General features: G+C 61.8%; 10 protein-coding genes. 4 read left to right on the forward strand and 6 right to left on the reverse strand.

Annotated features, from left to right (window positions below; translation table 11 throughout):
- Positions 1 to 174: 174 nt before the first annotated feature.
- Entirely contained in the window at positions 175 to 2,445 is a 2,271-nt protein-coding gene (gene rlmKL / locus QNH97_RS08890; RefSeq protein ID WP_283556490.1) for a bifunctional 23S rRNA (guanine(2069)-N(7))-methyltransferase RlmK/23S rRNA (guanine(2445)-N(2))-methyltransferase RlmL, read from the forward strand.
- A gap of 143 nt (positions 2,446 to 2,588) precedes the next feature.
- Positions 2,589 to 4,973 carry a sensor domain-containing diguanylate cyclase gene (locus QNH97_RS08895; RefSeq protein ID WP_283556491.1) on the forward strand — a complete coding sequence of 795 codons (2,385 nt, stop codon included), beginning with the start codon at positions 2,589 to 2,591 and terminating at the stop codon, positions 4,971 to 4,973.
- A gap of 124 nt (positions 4,974 to 5,097) precedes the next feature.
- Here QNH97_RS08895 and dacB read toward each other — a convergent pair whose 3' ends face one another.
- Positions 5,098 to 6,564, reverse strand: a complete 1,467-nt coding sequence (gene dacB / locus QNH97_RS08900) for a D-alanyl-D-alanine carboxypeptidase/D-alanyl-D-alanine endopeptidase (protein ID WP_283556492.1) — start codon at positions 6,562 to 6,564, stop codon at positions 5,098 to 5,100.
- Positions 6,565 to 6,797: 233 nt separating this feature from the next.
- Here dacB and QNH97_RS08905 point away from each other — a divergent pair, with 233 nt between their 5' ends.
- The gene (locus tag QNH97_RS08905; protein WP_072407906.1) at positions 6,798 to 7,142 is read left to right on the forward strand and encodes a YggL family protein; all 345 of its coding nucleotides are present in this window, start codon (positions 6,798 to 6,800) and stop codon (positions 7,140 to 7,142) included.
- 158 nt (positions 7,143 to 7,300) lie between these two features.
- Here QNH97_RS08905 and QNH97_RS08910 read toward each other — a convergent pair whose 3' ends face one another.
- Positions 7,301 to 8,491, reverse strand: coding sequence for a benzoate/H(+) symporter BenE family transporter (locus QNH97_RS08910; RefSeq protein WP_283556493.1), 1,191 nt, complete (start codon positions 8,489 to 8,491; stop codon positions 7,301 to 7,303).
- A gap of 256 nt (positions 8,492 to 8,747) precedes the next feature.
- On the opposite strand from QNH97_RS08910, the gene QNH97_RS08915 reads away from it, so the two are divergent.
- Entirely contained in the window at positions 8,748 to 9,512 is a 765-nt protein-coding gene (locus QNH97_RS08915; RefSeq protein ID WP_025212697.1) for a GntR family transcriptional regulator, read from the forward strand.
- A 129-nt stretch (positions 9,513 to 9,641) separates the two neighbouring features.
- Here the strand turns inward: QNH97_RS08915 and guaD are convergent, their stop codons facing one another.
- The 4 genes from guaD to xdhA all read right to left on the reverse strand — a co-directional run bounded on the left by guaD (position 9,642) and on the right by xdhA (position 15,778).
- The gene (gene guaD, locus QNH97_RS08920) at positions 9,642 to 10,946 is read right to left on the reverse strand and encodes a guanine deaminase (RefSeq protein WP_283556494.1); all 1,305 of its coding nucleotides are present in this window, start codon (positions 10,944 to 10,946) and stop codon (positions 9,642 to 9,644) included.
- A 19-nt stretch (positions 10,947 to 10,965) separates the two neighbouring features.
- Positions 10,966 to 11,808: a xanthine dehydrogenase accessory protein XdhC gene (xdhC, locus tag QNH97_RS08925; protein WP_283556495.1), complete on the reverse strand. Its 843-nt coding sequence runs from the start codon at positions 11,806 to 11,808 to the stop codon at positions 10,966 to 10,968.
- A gap of 123 nt (positions 11,809 to 11,931) precedes the next feature.
- Positions 11,932 to 14,331: a xanthine dehydrogenase molybdopterin binding subunit gene (xdhB, locus tag QNH97_RS08930; RefSeq protein WP_283556496.1), complete on the reverse strand. Its 2,400-nt coding sequence runs from the start codon at positions 14,329 to 14,331 to the stop codon at positions 11,932 to 11,934.
- Positions 14,324 to 15,778 (reverse strand): xanthine dehydrogenase small subunit, encoded by a 1,455-nt coding sequence (xdhA, locus tag QNH97_RS08935; protein WP_283556497.1) that lies wholly within the window; start codon positions 15,776 to 15,778, stop codon positions 14,324 to 14,326. Before xdhA ends, xdhB begins: the two co-directional genes overlap by 8 nt.
- Between the last annotated feature and the right edge of the window lie 363 nt (positions 15,779 to 16,141).

Genomic DNA, 16,141 nt, shown 5'->3' on the forward strand with positions numbered 1-16,141 from the left:
ATTTGTTGCGCAGAATTTTTTATCTGCCCTCGCATCTAAGCTCTTTTAACCTGAGCAGCGAGGGCGGGGCGGCACACTCTCGTGCCACACGGGTGCTCTTGAGAAAAGCACCTGATTGAACCCGGCCCGGCAATGCGTTGCCCGGGCCACTTAGCCAAAGGCGCTGGAAATCCCATGTCCGATCGTTTCGAACTCTTCCTCACTTGCCCCAAGGGCCTCGAAGGCCTGCTCATCGAGGAAGCCGTCGGGCTTGGCCTTGAAGAGGCGCGCGAGCACACCTCGGCGGTGCGCGGCATGGCCGACATGGAAACGGCTTATCGCCTGTGCCTCTGGTCGCGTCTGGCCAACCGCGTGTTGCTGGTACTCAAGCGTTTCCCGATGAAGGACGCCGAAGACCTGTACCACGGCGTGCTGGACGTCGACTGGCAAGACCACATGCTGGCCGATGGCACCTTGGCGGTGGAGTTCAGCGGGCACGGCTCGGGCATCGACAACACCCATTTTGGCGCCTTGAAGGTCAAGGACGCCATCGTCGACAAGCTGCGCACCCCAACGGGCGAGCGGCCCTCCATCGACAAGCTCAACCCGGACCTGCGCATTCACCTGCGCCTGGACCGTGGCGAGGCCATCCTCTCCCTGGACCTCTCCGGCCATAGCCTGCATCAACGCGGCTATCGCCTGCAGCAAGGCGCCGCGCCGCTGAAGGAAAACCTCGCCGCCGCGATCCTGATCCGCGCCGGTTGGCCGCGCATTGCCGCTGAAGGCGGGGCGCTGGCCGACCCGATGTGCGGTGTGGGCACGTTCCTGGTGGAAGCCGGGATGATCGCCGCCGACATGGCGCCGAACCTGCGTCGCGAGCAGTGGGGCTTCACCGCCTGGCTCGGCCACGTGCCGGCGCTGTGGAAGAAGCTCCATGATGAAGCCACCGCCCGCGCCGCCGCCGGGCTGGCCAAGCCCCCGTCGTGGATTCGCGGCTACGAAGCCGACCCACGGCTGATCCAGCCGGGCCGCAATAACGTCGAACGTGCGGGCCTGAGCGAGTGGATCAAGATCTATCAAGGTGAAGTCGCCACCTTCGAACCGCGTCCAGACCAGAACCAGAAAGGCCTGGTGATCTGCAACCCGCCGTACGGCGAGCGTCTGGGTGACGAAGCCAGCCTGCTTTACCTCTATCAGAACCTCGGCGAGCGTCTGCGCCAGGCGTGCTTGAACTGGGAAGCGGCGGTGTTTACCGGTGCCCCGGACCTGGGCAAGCGCATGGGCATTCGCAGCCACAAGCAGTATTCATTCTGGAACGGTGCCTTGCCGTGCAAGTTGCTGCTGATCAAGGTGTTGCCGGATCAGTTCGTCACCGGCGAGCGGCGCACTCCGGAACAGCGCCAGGCCGAGCGTGAACAGGCCGCCTACGATCAAACCCCTGAAGTGGCGCAAGAGCGCCAGTACAACAAGAACGGCAACCCGATCAAACCGGCCCCGGCGCCAGCCCCCGTCGTGGAGCAGGCACGGTTGAGTGAAGGTGGGCAGATGTTCGCCAATCGCCTGCAAAAAAACCTCAAGTTGCTGAGTAAGTGGGCCAAGCGTGAAGGGGTGGATTGCTACCGGGTCTACGATGCCGACATGCCGGAATATTCCATGGCCATCGACCTGTACCACGATTGGGTGCACGTCCAGGAATACGTCGCGCCAAAATCCATCGACCCGGAAAAGGCCTCGGCCCGGCTGTTCGACGCCCTGGCGGCGATTCCCCAGGCCCTGAACATTGACAAGAACCACGTGGTGATCAAGCGTCGCGAGCGTCAGAGCGGCACCAAGCAGTACGAGCGCCAGAGCGCCCAGGGCAAGTTCACCGAGGTCAACGAAGGCGGCGTGAAGCTGTTGGTCAACCTCACTGACTACCTGGACACCGGGCTATTTCTCGATCATCGGCCGATGCGCCTGCGGATCCAGAAAGAGGCGGCCGGCAAGCGCTTCCTCAACTTGTTCTGCTACACCGCGACCGCCAGCGTCCACGCGGCCAAGGGCGGGGCGCGCAGCACCACCAGCGTCGACCTGTCGAAAACCTACCTGGATTGGGCCCGGCGCAACCTGTCGCTCAACGGTTTTTCCGACAAGAACCGCCTGGAACAGGGCGATGTGATGGCCTGGCTTGAAGCCAGCCGTGACGAGTACGACCTGATCTTCATCGACCCGCCGACCTTCTCCAACTCCAAGCGTATGGAAGGGGTGTTCGACGTGCAGCGCGACCACGTTCAGTTGCTGGACCTGGCCATGGCTCGCCTGGCGCCGGGCGGCGTGCTGTATTTCTCCAACAACTTCCGCAAGTTCCAGCTCGAGGAGAACCTCGGCGAGCGCTACGCGGTGGAAGAGATCACCGCCAAGACCATTGATCCGGATTTTGCCCGCAACGGCAAGATCCATCGCGCCTGGAAGATCATGGCCCGTTGAGCTGTAGCTGATTGGATCCACGAAGCCTTGTAGCTCAAGGCTTCTGGGCTGTTTGGGGGCTGGCAAAAGTAATGGCGAATAGCTATAACTTAGGCTGTGTCCAGGGCTGTGCCTATGCCTGGCTCCTTTCCTGAGTTGTATTTATGGCATTGCATCAGGTGCGCCCCAGAATCCTGGGCTTTATCAACGAAGACGTGTCGGCTTGGCTGGTGGCTTCGTTGGTCTTGCTGGCCGGTACGTTCCTGACCGGTTTGCTGGCCTGGGCAATGCTGAACCTGTTCCAACAGCAGTTAAGCCAGCGCTTCGAGTTGCAAGCCAAAGAGCGCTTCAGTCGCCTTGAGGAGCGCTTCGAGGGCCAGGAGCAACTCCTCGACAGCCTCAGGCGTTTCTTTGCTAATTCGCAAGGGGTTTCCAACGATGAGTTCCGCGGCTACGCCGATGCGTTGTTGCGGCGCACTCGCGCCTTCGCCTGGGCGCCGAGGGTGCTTAGGGGCGAACGGCAATCATTCGAACAGCAGGCACGAGCCGAAGGCGCAGACAGCTTTACTATCCGTGAGGTCGATGACACCGGTGGCCTGCGGCAAGCCACTGAACGGGACGAATACGCGCCAGTGCTCTATATCCAGAGCCAAGTGTCCTCCGGATCATTGTTGGGGCTGGATCTGTTGGCTGACCCATTGCGCCGTACCACGCTCGAGCGAGCTCGCCAGCATGGCACGCTGGTGGTCTCGCAGCCATTGGACCTGATGGGCGTCGACCCGGGCTTTACCCGTGGGGTTTTGCTGGTTGCGCCGGTCACCAGGGCGTCGGCCAAGGAGCCGTTCGGCTACGTGGTGGCTGAAATCAGCATGCCCCAGCTGGTGGGCGATGGCCTGCCGGAGTTCGGTCATGACAACCTCTCGATGCGCGTCCTGGATTTGTCCACGGATGATCGGGAGGAGGTGCTGTTCGAGTCCCCCGACCCAGCGGCCGACAGCAATTTCTCGGCGACCCGCCTGTTACGCCTGGCCGATCATGACTTTCAGGTGGAGTTGCGGCCCAGCAGCACCTTTCTGGCGACCAACCATTCCACCGCAATGGGCCTGGTGGTGCTGGGCAGTTTGCTCAGCCTGTTGCTCAGCGCCTTGCTCTACGTGTTGGTCAGCCAGCGGCAACGGGCCCTGAAACTGGTGGAGCAACGGACCCAGGAACTGCGCGCACGTGAGCAAGAGTTGCGCGGCACCCATGGACAGTTGCGTGGTGTGCTGGATGCCGCGACCCAGGTCGCGATCATCGCCACTGACCTGCGGGGTGTCATCACTACGTTCAATGCTGGCGCCGAACAGATGCTTGGCTATGACAGCAGCGCAGTCTTGCAGAGCATGACCCTGGAGAGTCTTCACGTTCCGCGCGAACTCCAGGCCCGGGCCGCACAGCTCGGCGCGCGCTATGGCAAACCCATCCCTACATGCCACGCAATGTTGGTCGAAGGGGGTGAGCAGGGTGGTCAGCAGGCCCGGGAATGGACGTTGGTGCGTCGCGATGGCAGCCATCTGACGGTAAATATGTTGGCTACACCGATGCTCGATGACCAGGGGCTATGGGTCGGGCATCTGGCGATCTGTATCGATATCACCGAACGCAAGCGCGTCCACGAGGCCCTGGCTGCCCGTGACTTGTTGCTGAAAAAACTCAGCGCCCACGTTCCCGGCGGAATCTACCAGTTCAGAATGGACTTCAATGGCCACTTCAGCGTGATCTACGCCAGTGACGGCATCCGCGAGATCTATGAGCTGGAGCCCGATGTACTGCTGGCGAATGCCGAAGCGATGTTCTTGCGTATTCACCCGCTGGACAACGCCCGGGTCCGTGCCTCGATTCGCGCGTCGGCCGATACCTTGAGCCCATGGCGCGAGGAGTACCGTGTGCAACTCCCCCTGCGTGGCCTGCGGTGGGTGCGCGGCGAGGCGACGCCAGAGGAATTGCCTGGCGGCGGGGTTCTGTGGCACGGCTATATCTCGGATATCTCCGATCTCAAGCGGGTAGAGGAAGAACTGCGCGCCTTGTCAGTGACCGACGCCTTGACCGGGATCCGCAACCGGCGCTATTTCCAGGAGCGCCTGAGCACGGAAATGGCCCGGGTCGAACGCGGCTCTGGCGAGTTGGCGGTCATCATGCTCGATATCGATCACTTCAAGCGTATCAACGATCAGCACGGCCATGCGGTGGGCGACCTCGTATTGCAGGCGGTTTGCCAGCGCATCGCCCAGCGATTGAGGCGGACCGACGTGTTCTGCCGGCTGGGCGGGGAAGAGTTCGTGGTGCTGTGCCCAGACACCGACGGTACCAGCGCCTATGCCTTGGCCGTTGAATTGTGGGAAGGCCTGCGCGGTGCGCCGATCGATGACGTGGGCATCGTCACCGCCAGTTTCGGTATCGCCAGCTGGCGTGTCGGGGAGGGTGCGGATGCGTTGCTGTTGCGGGCTGACTCGGGCGTGTACGCCGCCAAGCAGGCCGGGCGGGATCGGGTCGATTCGCAGCCGGGTTAAAGGCTTCACGCTAACCCATGTGGGAGCGAGCCTGCTCGCGATAGCGGTAGTTCAGTCGATGAAGAGGCTGAATGCTACGACGCTATCGCGAGCAGGCTCGCTCCCACACTGGATTTGTCCTGGGTCAGAGCACCGAAGCCGTCTGCGGCAGTTTCGGCTGGCGGTACAGATCCAGCAGCACCTGATCCAATACCGACGAAGCGCCCCATGGCTTTGGATCGTTGAGAATCGCCACCACCGCCCAGGTGTTGCCATTGATGTCACGGCTGTAGCCGGCGATGGCGCGCACGGTGTTCAAGGTGCCGGTCTTGACGTGGGCTTCACCGGCCATGGCGGTGGTCTTGAGGCGTTTGCGCATGGTGCCATCGGTGCCGGCAATCGGCATCGAACTGATGAACTCTGCCGAATACGGGCTACGCCAGGCGGCTTGCAGCATCGCAGCCATCTCCCGGGCGCTGACGCGTTCGGCGCGGGATAGGCCGGAACCGTTCTCCATCACCAAGTGGGGCGCGGTAATGCCTTTCTTGGCCAGCCACTGGCGCACCACCCGCTGCGCAGCCTTGGCGTCGTCGCCGTCGGCCTCGTTGCGAAACCGCGCGCCGAGGCTCAGGAACAACTGCTGGGCCATGGTGTTGTTACTGTATTTGTTGATGTCGCGGATGATCTCCGCCAGGTCCGGCGAGAACGCCCGGGCCAGCACCTTGGCGCTGCTCGGGGTCGGGGCCAGGCGGTCCTTGCCCTGGATGCTGCCGCCCAGTTCCTTCCAGATCGCCCGCACCGCACCAGCGGTGTAGGTGGCGTGGTCCAGCAGCGACAGGTAGGTCTGGGAGCTGCAACCGTCACCGAGCTGGCCGCCGACGGTCACGGTCACGCTGCCGTCCGCCTGGGGCACCGGGTTGTAGCGGACGCCGCCGGTGCATTGCTTGGAATTGACTGCCTTGACCTGGTTTTCGATGCGAATGCTGGCAATCGGCGGTTCCACCGACACCAGCACCCGGCCGCCGTCATTGCGGGCGACGAAGCGCAGGGCCTTGAGGTTGACCAGCAGCGAGTCGGGCTTGACCAGGAAGGGTTTGTTTTCGTCGTTGCCGTCATCGTTGAACTCGGGCAGTTGCGGCTGGATGAAAAAACTGCGGTCCAGCACCAGATCGCCGGTAATCTGCTGCACGCCGTTGGCTCGCAGATCACGCATCAGCAGCCAGAGCTTTTCCATGTTCAGCTTGGGATCGCCGCCGCCCTTGAGGTACAGGTTGCCGTTGAGAATGCCGCCACTGAGGGTGCCGTCGGTGTAGAACTCGGTTTTCCACTGGTGATTGGGGCCGAGCATTTCCAGGGCCGCATAGGTGGTCACCAGTTTCATGGTAGAAGCCGGGTTCACCGAGACGTCGGCGTTGTACAGGGTCGGGGTACCAGGACCGTTGAGTGGGATCATCACCAGGGACAAGGCATCATTTTGCAGCTTGCTGGCCTTGAGGGCCTTCTGCACGTTGGGCGACAGGGCGGTGTTGATGGTGGCAGCGCTGGTGGTGGCAGGGAGGGCCAAGGGAAGCAGAAGGCTGGCCAGAAGCAGTGGACGCAAAGATTTGATCATGTGAAATAAAACCCTACGGGCGAGGGGTGAAAAGACGAGGGCATGAAAATGAACGCCCTCAACGGTCATGAAAGTGTCGGCATTATGCCCCAAGGTGCAACGGCGTGTGCCGTGCCTGAGCCCTTCCAGGCGCTATTTTTTACCGACGGTAGGTCGACACACCCGATCAGTCGGGCAATCGACGCGCCAAACTGGTAAAGTGCCGGCCGTTATTACTTATGAGGATTGTTTCAATGGCGACTAACCGTTCCCAGCGTCTGCGCAAAAAACTGTGCGTGGATGAATTTCAAGAGCTGGGTTTCGAACTGAACCTGGACTTCAAAGAAGATCTGGCCGATGAGGCTATTGACGCTTTCCTCGACGCTTTCCTGAAAGAAGCCATGGAAGCCAATGGCCTGGGCTATGTTGGCGGCGATGACTACGGTCTGGTTTGCCTGCAGAAGCGTGGCTCGGTGACCGAAGAGCAGCGTGCTGCCGTTGAGGCCTGGCTCAAGGCGCGTCCTGAGCTGACCAGCGTTGAAGTCAGCCCGCTGATGGACGTCTGGTACCCGGAAAAGCCGATTAATCCGGTCGCTTGATGTTCCGAAACCGGCAGCCCTTACGGGTGCCGGTTTTTTTGTGCCTGTCTGTTGGGTATTGAGTGACCTTCAGGACGCTTTCGCGAGCAGGCTCGCTCCCACAGGGGATTTGAGTTGTGCACATTCCCTCTGTGGGAGCGAGCCTGCTCGCGATGCTTTCAAGCTTTACGCCAGTTCAGAATCACCAGGGTCAACACTCCCGCCACAATCCCCCAAAATGCCGAACCGATGGAAAACAGCGTCAGCCCCGATGCCGTGACCATGAAGGTGATCAGCGCCGCTTCCCGCTCCCGGGCTTCGCTCATGGCGATGCTCAAGCCATTGATGATCGACCCGAACAGTGCCAGCGCCGCAATGGACAGCACCAGCTCCTTGGGTAGTGCCGCGAACAATGCCGCCAACGTGGCGCCGAATACCCCGGCGATCCCGTAGAAAATCCCGCACCAGACTGCTGCCGTGTAGCGCTTGTTGCGATCTTCATGGGCGTGCGGCCCGGTGCAGATGGCGGCGCTGATGGCTGCCAGGTTGATGCCATGGGAACCGAACGGGGCCAGCAGCAGCGAGGCGAGGCCGGTGCTGGTGATCAACGGCGAGGCCGGCACGTTATAACCGTCGGCCCGGAGCACGGCGATGCCGGGCATGTTTTGTGAGGTCATCGCCACCACGAACAGCGGAATGCCGATGCTGATGGTGGCCGCCAGGGAAAAGTGCGGGGTGGTCCAGACCGGCGTCGCGACTTCCAGAGCGAAGCTGCTGAAGTCCAGCAGCCCCAGCAAGCCGGACAGCGCCGTGCCGATCAGCAGCGCCGCCAGCACTGCATAGCGTGGCGACAAGCGTTTGACGATCAGGTAGGTGAAAAACATCCCCAGCACCAGGCCGGTGCGATGTTGGGCGGCGACGAAAATCTCGCTGCCGATCTTGAACAGGATCCCGGCCAGCAACGCCGCCGCCAGCGAGGCCGGAATGCGCTTGACCAGACGCTCGAAACTGCCGGTCAGGCCGCAGATCGTCACCAGCACCGCGCAGGTGATGTAGGCGCCGATGGCTTCGCCGTAACTGACCCCGCCCAGGCTGGTGATCAGCAACGCCGCGCCGGGTGTCGACCAGGCGATGGTGATCGGCGTGCGATAACGCAACGACAGGCCAATGGAACACACCGCCATGCCGATGGAAATCGCCCAGATCCACGACGAAATCTGTCCGGCGCTCAACCCCGCTGCCTGCCCGGCCTGGAACATCAGCACCAGGGAACTGGTGTAGCCGGTCATCATGGCAATGAAACCGGCGACGATGGCCGAGGGCGACGTGTCGGCGAGTGGGCGAAGTGGCGTGGTCGTGACTTCGGTCATGGCAGGTGATGATCCTTGTTATAAATTGGTAGAGCCTGGAGCAGCCATGGGGCCTGGCCATGGGTTTGGGTTTTAAGCCTAAACTCAACCCAGCTGCCGATTGCAATACAGCCATGCCCGCAAACAGCCGTACAGTCGTGTTGCCATCAGAGGTTGTGTACAATCGCCGTGTTGTTTACGCGATACTTGCCAGCGACCCGCTGTGCCGTATTACAGTCACGGTCAATTCGCCGCAGTTCTCCCGACCCGAGTGCCCATGAACGAACAGTTGCAGCCCCTCAAGAAACAACCGCGAGCAGGCAAAGCCGGCCGCAGCGGAACCCAGGACGATATTGTCTATGCGCATATCTTCGAGGCTATCCTCGAACAGCGCCTGGCGCCCGGCACCAAGTTGAGCGAAGAGGCACTGGGGGAGATTTTCGGGGTCAGCCGCACGATCATTCGCCGGGCATTGTCACGCCTGGCCCATGAAGGGGTGGTGTTGCTGCGGCCCAACCGCGGCGCCGTGGTGGCCAGCCCAAGTGTCGAAGAGGCGCGCCAGGTGTTCCTGGCTCGGCGCCTGGTGGAGCGGGCGATCACGGAGCTGGCGGTGCAGCACGCCACGGCCGAACAACTGGCTGAACTGCGGCAAATGGTCAGCGACGAGCGCGACAGTTTTTCTCGCGGTGACCGCGGCGCCGGTATCCGCTTGTCGGGCGAGTTCCACCTCAAGCTGGCCGAAGCGGCAAAAAACGCCCCGCTGATCAGCTTCCAGCGCAGCCTTGTATCCCAGACCTCGCTGATCATCGCCCAATATGAAAGCGGCAACCGTTCCCACTGCTCCTATGATGAACATACCCAGTTGATCGACGCCATCGAGGCGCGCGATGCCAAGCTGGCGGTGGACCTGATGATGCACCACATGGACCACATCGACAGCAAGCTCAACCTCGATGAAGAAAGCGCGTCGGATGATTTGCATGCGGTGTTTTCGCATCTGTTGCAGAGCAAGAAACCTGGGCGCTCGACGGCCAAGCTCTGATCGAGTGCAGTCAGCGGCACCGAGTCGGCTTCATCGCGAGCAAGCTCGCTCCCACATTGGATTTGGGGTGTTCACATACCCTGTGGGAGCGAGCTTGCTCGCGATAGCAATCCAACAGCCAATAAAAGTCTACCGCTGATGCACCAACCGACCCGCCGCATAAGTCTGCGCCACCGTCCGGTCATCCCCCAGCGTCATCAACACAAACAACCGCTCGGCAATGTCCCTGGCCTGCTTGAGGCGATAGCCCAGCAGCGGCGTGGCGTTGTAGTCCAGCACCAGAAAGTCTGCATCCGTGCCCGGTTGCAAAGTCCCGATCCGCTCTTCCAGGCGCAATGCCCGGGCGCCGCCGAGGGTGGCCAGGTACAGCGATTTGAACGGGCTCAGTCGCGCACCCTGTAGCTGCATCACCTTGTAGGCTTCGTTCAGGGTTTGCAGGAGCGAAAAGCTGGTGCCGCCGCCCACATCCGTGCCCAAGCCTACGTTCACTTTGTGTTTTTCGGCCATCGGCAGGTTGAACAGGCCGCTGCCGAGGAAAAAGTTCGAGGTCGGGCAGAACGCGATGGCTGAACCCGTCTCGGCCAGGCGTGCGCACTCGTCGTCGCACAAATGCACGCCGTGGGCGAACACCGAACGCTCGCCGAGCAGTTGATAATGGTCATAGACGTCCAGATAGCCTTTGCGCTCGGGAAACAGCGCCTTGACCCACTGCACTTCCTGCAGGTTTTCACTGATGTGGGTTTGCATGTACAAGTCGGGATATTCCCCCAGCAACTGACCGGCAAGGGCCAATTGCTCCGGGGTGCTGGTGGGGGCGAAGCGTGGGGTTACGGCGTAATGCAGGCGGCCCTTGCCGTGCCAGCGCTCGATCAGTGCCTTGCTCTCGGTGTAGCTGGATTCGGCGGTGTCGACCAGATAGTCCGGGGCATTGCGGTCCATCATCACTTTGCCGGCGATCATCCGCAGGTCGAGCTGCTGGGCCACTTCGAAAAACGAATTCACCGATTGCGGGTGCACACTGCCAAACACCAGCGCCGTGGTGGTGCCGTTGCGCAGCAGTTCCTTGACGAAAATATCGGCCACGGCGTCGGCGTGGGCCTTGTCGGCGAACTGGCTTTCGCAGGGGAAGGTGTAGGTGTTGAGCCAGTCCAGCAATTGCTCGCCATAGGCGCCCACCATGCCGGTCTGCGGCAGGTGGATGTGCGTGTCGATGAAGCCGGGGGTGATCAGTGCATCCGGGTAATGGCAGATTTCGATATCCGCCGCCAGGGTTGGCAGCAGATCGTGGGCGTGGCCGATGTCGCTGATCTGGCCGTTTTCCACCACCAGCAGACCGTCTTCGAAATATTCATAGGATGCCTCGATGCCGACCTCGGCGGGGTCGGCGAGGCTATGGAGCAGGGCGGCGCGGTAGGCTTTGCGTGTCAGGGGCATGGGTATTCTCAACGATTGTTCAACGGTTCGCCTGGCTGCGGCGCGAGACCGGCAGGAGCTTGGCAATCGGTTCGGCGCGGGCGGTGTGCTGGCCGAAATCCGCGTTATAGGTGGCGATGATTTCGCCGGCGATGGAGATGGCGATTTCCACAGGCAACTTGCCTTTGACTTCGCCGATGCCCATCGGGCAGCGCATGCGTTGCAAAGTGCTGCTGTCGATGCCGCGATCCCGCAGGCGATGTTCGAACTTGACCCGTTTGGTCTTCGAGCCGATCAGGCCGAAGTAAGCGAAGTCGTTACGCTTGAGGATCGCGGCGCTCAATTCCAGGTCGAGCTGGTGGTTGTGGGTCATGACGATGCAATAGCTGCCGGCGGGCAACTCGTCGACTTCATCCAGTGGGTCTTCGGTCACGATCTTGCGTACGCCGTGGGGCAGGTGCTCGGGGAACTCTGCTTCTCGCGAATCGATCCAGCGCACCTTGCAGGGCAGGCTCGCCAGCAACGGTACCAACGCGCGACCGACATGGCCGGCACCGAACACGGCGATTTGCGCCTGCACCTGCCCCATGGGTTCGAACAGCAGCACGGTCACGCCGCCGCAGCACTGGCCCAGGCTGGCGCCAAGGCTGAAGCGCTCCAGATGCGTGCCTTGCTGGCCGCTGGCGAGCATGTGCCGGGCGATCTCCATGGCCTTGTATTCCAGGTGCCCGCCACCGATGGTGTCGAAAATCTGGCTGGCGCTGATGACCATCTTCGAACCGGCGTTGCGCGGGGTGGAGCCGAGTTCTTCGATGATCGTTACCAGCACGCAGGGTTCGCCGCGGGTTTGCAGCTCGGCGAGGGCGCTGATCCAGTTGTACATATTCACCTCGACATCTGTGTTGTCTGTTCCGGCCTCATCGCGAGCAAGCTCGCTCCCACATAGGATCGGTGTTCACAAATCCCCTGTGGGAGCGAGCTTGCTCGCGATTGGCCGCGCCGCGGTCTAGAGCGAAGCCACTTCGACTTCAGCTTCCTCAGCCTTGACCGCCTTCAACCCCCGCATCTGCTCACACCCCCACAACACCCGCTCCGGTGTCGCCGGCGCATCGATTTTCGGTTGGTGCTGGTAATCCCCCAGGCTCGCCACGGCGTCCTTGATGGCGCACCACGCGGCGATGCCGAGCATGAACGGTGGCTCGCCCACCGCTTTGGAATGGAACACCGTGTCTTCAGGGTTCTTGCGGTTCTCCACCAGTTTGACCCGCAGGTCTAGCGGCATGTCGGCCACGGCCGGGATCTTGTAGCTGGCCGGGCCATTGGTCATCAGCTTGCCTTTGTCGTTCCACACCAGCTCTTCCATGGTCAGCCAACCCATGCCCTGGATGAAGCCGCCCTCGACCTGACCCATGTCGATGGCCGGGTTCAGCGAAGCGCCGACGTCGTGGAGGATGTCGGTGCGCAGCATCTTGTACTCGCCCGTGAGGGTGTCGACGATCACTTCGGCACAGGCCGCGCCAAAGGCGTAGTAGTAGAAGGGACGGCCACGGGCCTGGCTGCGGTCGTAATAGATTTTCGGGGTTTTGTAGAAACCGGTGCTCGACAACGAGACCTGGGCGAAATACGCCTGCTGCACCAGTGCCTCGAACGACAGGATGTGATCGCGCACCCGCACATGGCCGTTGTGGAATTCCACGTCTTCTTCGCTGACCTTGAACTGCCGCGCGGCGAACTCCACCAGGCGCTGCTTGATGGTCTCGGCAGCATTCTGCGCCGCCTTACCGTTCAGGTCGGCACCGCTGGAGGCTGCGGTGGGTGACGTGTTCGGCACCTTGTCGGTGTTGGTCGCGGTGATCTGCACCCGGTCCATTTCCACTTGGAATACCTCGGCCACCACTTGGGCGACCTTGGTGTTCAGGCCCTGGCCCATTTCGGTGCCGCCATGGTTCAGGTGGATGCTGCCGTCGGTGTAGATGTGGATCAAGGCTCCTGCCTGGTTGAGGAAACTGGCAGTGAATGAAATACCGAACTTCACCGGCGTCAGCGCCAGGCCTTTTTTCAGGATCGGGCTATTGGCGTTGTAGCGACGGATCGCTTCGCGGCGTTCGGCGTATTGGCTGCTTTGCTCAAGTTCGGCGGTCATTTCCTCGAGCATGTTGTGCTCGACGGTCTGGTAGTAGTGGGTGACGTTGCGTTCGGTCTTACCGTAGTAGTTGGCCTTGCGCACCGCCAGCGGATCGAGCCCCAGGTGCCGGGCGATGGCATCCATCACCTCTTCGATGGCGACCATGCCTTGCGGCCCGCCGAAGCCACGGTAGGCGGTGTTCGAGGCGGTGTTGGTCTTGCAGCGGTGGCCGTTGATGGTCGCATCGCCCAGGTAATAGGCGTTGTCGGCATGGAACATCGCCCGGTCGACAATCGAGGCCGACAGGTCCGGCGAGCAACCGCAGTTGCCCGCCAGGTCCAGGGCGATGCCGTGCAAGCGTCCGCTGCTGTCAAAGCCCACGTCGTATTCGATATAGAAGGGGTGGCGCTTGCCGGTCATCAGCATGTCTTCGACCCGGGGCAGGCGCATCTTGGTTGGCTGGCCGGTGAGGTGCGCGATCACGGCGCACAGGCACGCCGGGCTGGCGGCCTGGGTTTCCTTGCCGCCGAATCCGCCGCCCATGCGGCGCATGTCCACCACGACCTTGTTCATCGACACACCCAGCACTTCGGCCACCAGTTTCTGCACTTCGGTGGGGTTCTGGGTGGAGCAGTAGACGATCATGCCGCCGTCCTCGGTGGGCATCACCGAGGAGATCTGGGTTTCCAGGTAAAAGTGTTCCTGGCCGCCGATGTGCAGCGAACCCTGGATGCGATGCTCGGCGCTCGCCAGGGCCGTGGCCGAGTCACCGCGCTGGTGGGTGTGGCTGTCGAGCACGAAATGGCGCTTGCGCAAGGCCTCGACAACATCCAGTACCGGCTCCAGGTCTTCGTATTCGACGATGGCTGCCATCGCAGCCTGGCGGGCGGTGTCCAGGTCCCTGGCGGCGACGGCCAGCACCGGTTGGCCGACGAACTGCACGTCATCGATGGCTAGCAGCGGATCGCCGGGCAGCAGCGGACCGATGTCTTTTAGGCCCGGGATGTCGGCATGGGTGATGGCGATGCGCACGCCTTCGAAGGCGTAGCAGGGCGCAGTGTCGATGCGGATGATCCGGGCGTGGGCGCGGTCCGAGAGTCGGGCGTAAACGTGCAACTGGTTGGGGAATTCCAAACGGTCATCGATGTACTGGGCTTCGCCGGACACGTGCTTGGCGGCGCTGTCATGCTTGACGCTGCGGCCCACGCCGGTGGTCAGGTCGCGGGCGAACAGCTCGGCCAGTTCGGCTTGAGTCTTCTCTACGGCGTGATGGTTAGACATAAGCGGTCACCCGAGTCTCGATGTGCGGCGTTTGCAGTTCGATGAAGTACTTGCGCAACAGGTTGCGAGCGCTGAGCAGGCGGTATTCCTTGCTGGCGCGGAAGTCCGACAGCGGTGTGAAGTCCTCGGCCAGGGCCGCGCAGGCACGTTCGAGGCTGCTGTCGTTCCACGGCGCACCGATCAGGACGGCTTCGCAATGTTTGGCGCGTTTGGGCGTCGCGGCCATGCCGCCGAAGGCGATCCGGGCATCGCGGACCACGCCGTTGTCGATCCGCAGGTTGAACGCGGCGCACACGGCGGAAATGTCATCGTCCAGGCGCTTGGACACCTTGTAGGCGCGGAACGCCTGCTCGGCACTGGCCCGGGGCACGATGATCTTCTCAATGAACTCGCTTTCCTGGCGGGCGGTGACGCGGTAATCGATGAAATAGTCTTCCAGCGCCAGGGTGCGGCGGGTCTGGCCCTTGCACAGCACGATCTGCGCGCCGAGGGCAATCAGCAGCGGCGGCGAGTCGCCAATCGGCGAGGCGTTGCCGATGTTGCCGCCCAAGGTGCCCTGGTTGCGGATCTGCAGCGAGGCAAAACGCTGCAACAGTTCGCCGAAGTCCGGGTACTCAGCCTTCAAGGCTTCGTAGCAATCGGAGAGGGCGGTGGCGGCGCCGATTTCCAGGCGATCATCGAAGCGTTCGATGCGCTTGAGTTCCGCCACGTTGCCCACGTAGATCATCACCGGCAGGGTGCGGTGAAACTGGGTGACTTCCAAGGCCAGGTCGGTGCCGCCGGCCAACAGGCGCGCCTGGGGATAAGCATCGTACAGGTCGGCCAGGTCGGCCACGGTCAGTGGCACCAGGCAGCGCTTGTCACCGCTGTTGAGCTCGCCGGTTTCCGTGGGGGCGATGGCTTTGAGGCGAGCGATGGTATCGGCCTCGCGGGCGTCGAACTGGTCCGACTGCTTACCGCAGCAGGCCTGCTCGGCGGCGGCCAGGATCGGTCGGTAGCCGGTGCAGCGGCAGAGGTTGCCGGCCAGGGCTTCGTGGGCCTTGTGCGCGTCGGGTTGCTCGCTGTTCTTTTGCAAGGCAAACAATGACATGACGAAGCCGGGTGTACAGAAGCCGCATTGCGAACCGTGGCAATCGACCATTGCCTGCTGGACGCTGTGCAACTGGCCCTGGTGCTTGAGGTCTTCGACGCTGATCAGTTGTTTTCCGTGCAGGGCCGAGACGAACGTCAGGCACGAATTGAGACTGCGATAGCGCATGCGTTCACGGCCGCTTTCGTCCGTATGCAGTTCGCCCACCACCACGGTGCATGCGCCACAGTCGCCGCTGGCGCAGCCTTCTTTGGTACCGGATTTACCGACATGCTCGCGTAAATAGTTGAGCACGGTCAGGTTCGGGTCCAGGGCGTGCTCGCTACGGAGTTCCTGGTTGAGTAAAAACTGGATCACGGAAGGCCTCGCAGACTCATTATTGTTGTATCGACTTGGGCCGAATTTATCAGTTCTGACTTTTCGGTCAATGATTTTCTGACTTAAAGGTCAGGAAAATTCGTTTTGTCGATCAACTGCCCGTGTTGGGTCAGTATGGACCCATTGGGGGAGCGAGCTTGTTCGCGATGGCACCGGGTCAGTTGATGCATTCATCGGCTGGCGCACCGCCATCGCGAGCAAGCTCGCTCCCACAGGTTTAGTTCAGGGTGAAAAGCTAAAGTTTTTTTTGCTTATATCGTGCCAAAAACCCGGTGCAGGCCCTGCGCCATGACGTATTGAGTGCGCTACACTGCGCCGCTTGTGCAGATCGAAGAGTTTGAA

The sequence above is a fragment of the Pseudomonas sp. G2-4 genome (assembly GCF_030064125.1).
Taxonomy (GTDB): domain Bacteria; phylum Pseudomonadota; class Gammaproteobacteria; order Pseudomonadales; family Pseudomonadaceae; genus Aquipseudomonas.

Bases quoted from the DNA above. Each gene is read 5' to 3' on its own strand.
- QNH97_RS08895 (WP_283556491.1), top strand. From the start codon at position 2,589: ATGGCATTGCATCAGGTGCGCCCCAGAATCCTGGGCTTTATCAACGAA.
- xdhB (WP_283556496.1), bottom strand. From the start codon at position 14,331: ATGTCTAACCATCACGCCGTAGAGAAGACTCAAGCCGAACTGGCCGAG.
- QNH97_RS08910 (WP_283556493.1), bottom strand. From the start codon at position 8,491: ATGACCGAAGTCACGACCACGCCACTTCGCCCACTCGCCGACACGTCG.
- guaD (WP_283556494.1), bottom strand. From the start codon at position 10,946: ATGCCCCTGACACGCAAAGCCTACCGCGCCGCCCTGCTCCATAGCCTC.
- dacB (WP_283556492.1), bottom strand. From the start codon at position 6,564: ATGATCAAATCTTTGCGTCCACTGCTTCTGGCCAGCCTTCTGCTTCCC.
- QNH97_RS08915 (WP_025212697.1), top strand. From the start codon at position 8,748: ATGAACGAACAGTTGCAGCCCCTCAAGAAACAACCGCGAGCAGGCAAA.
- rlmKL (WP_283556490.1), top strand. From the start codon at position 175: ATGTCCGATCGTTTCGAACTCTTCCTCACTTGCCCCAAGGGCCTCGAA.
- xdhC (WP_283556495.1), bottom strand. From the start codon at position 11,808: ATGTACAACTGGATCAGCGCCCTCGCCGAGCTGCAAACCCGCGGCGAA.
- QNH97_RS08905 (WP_072407906.1), top strand. From the start codon at position 6,798: ATGGCGACTAACCGTTCCCAGCGTCTGCGCAAAAAACTGTGCGTGGAT.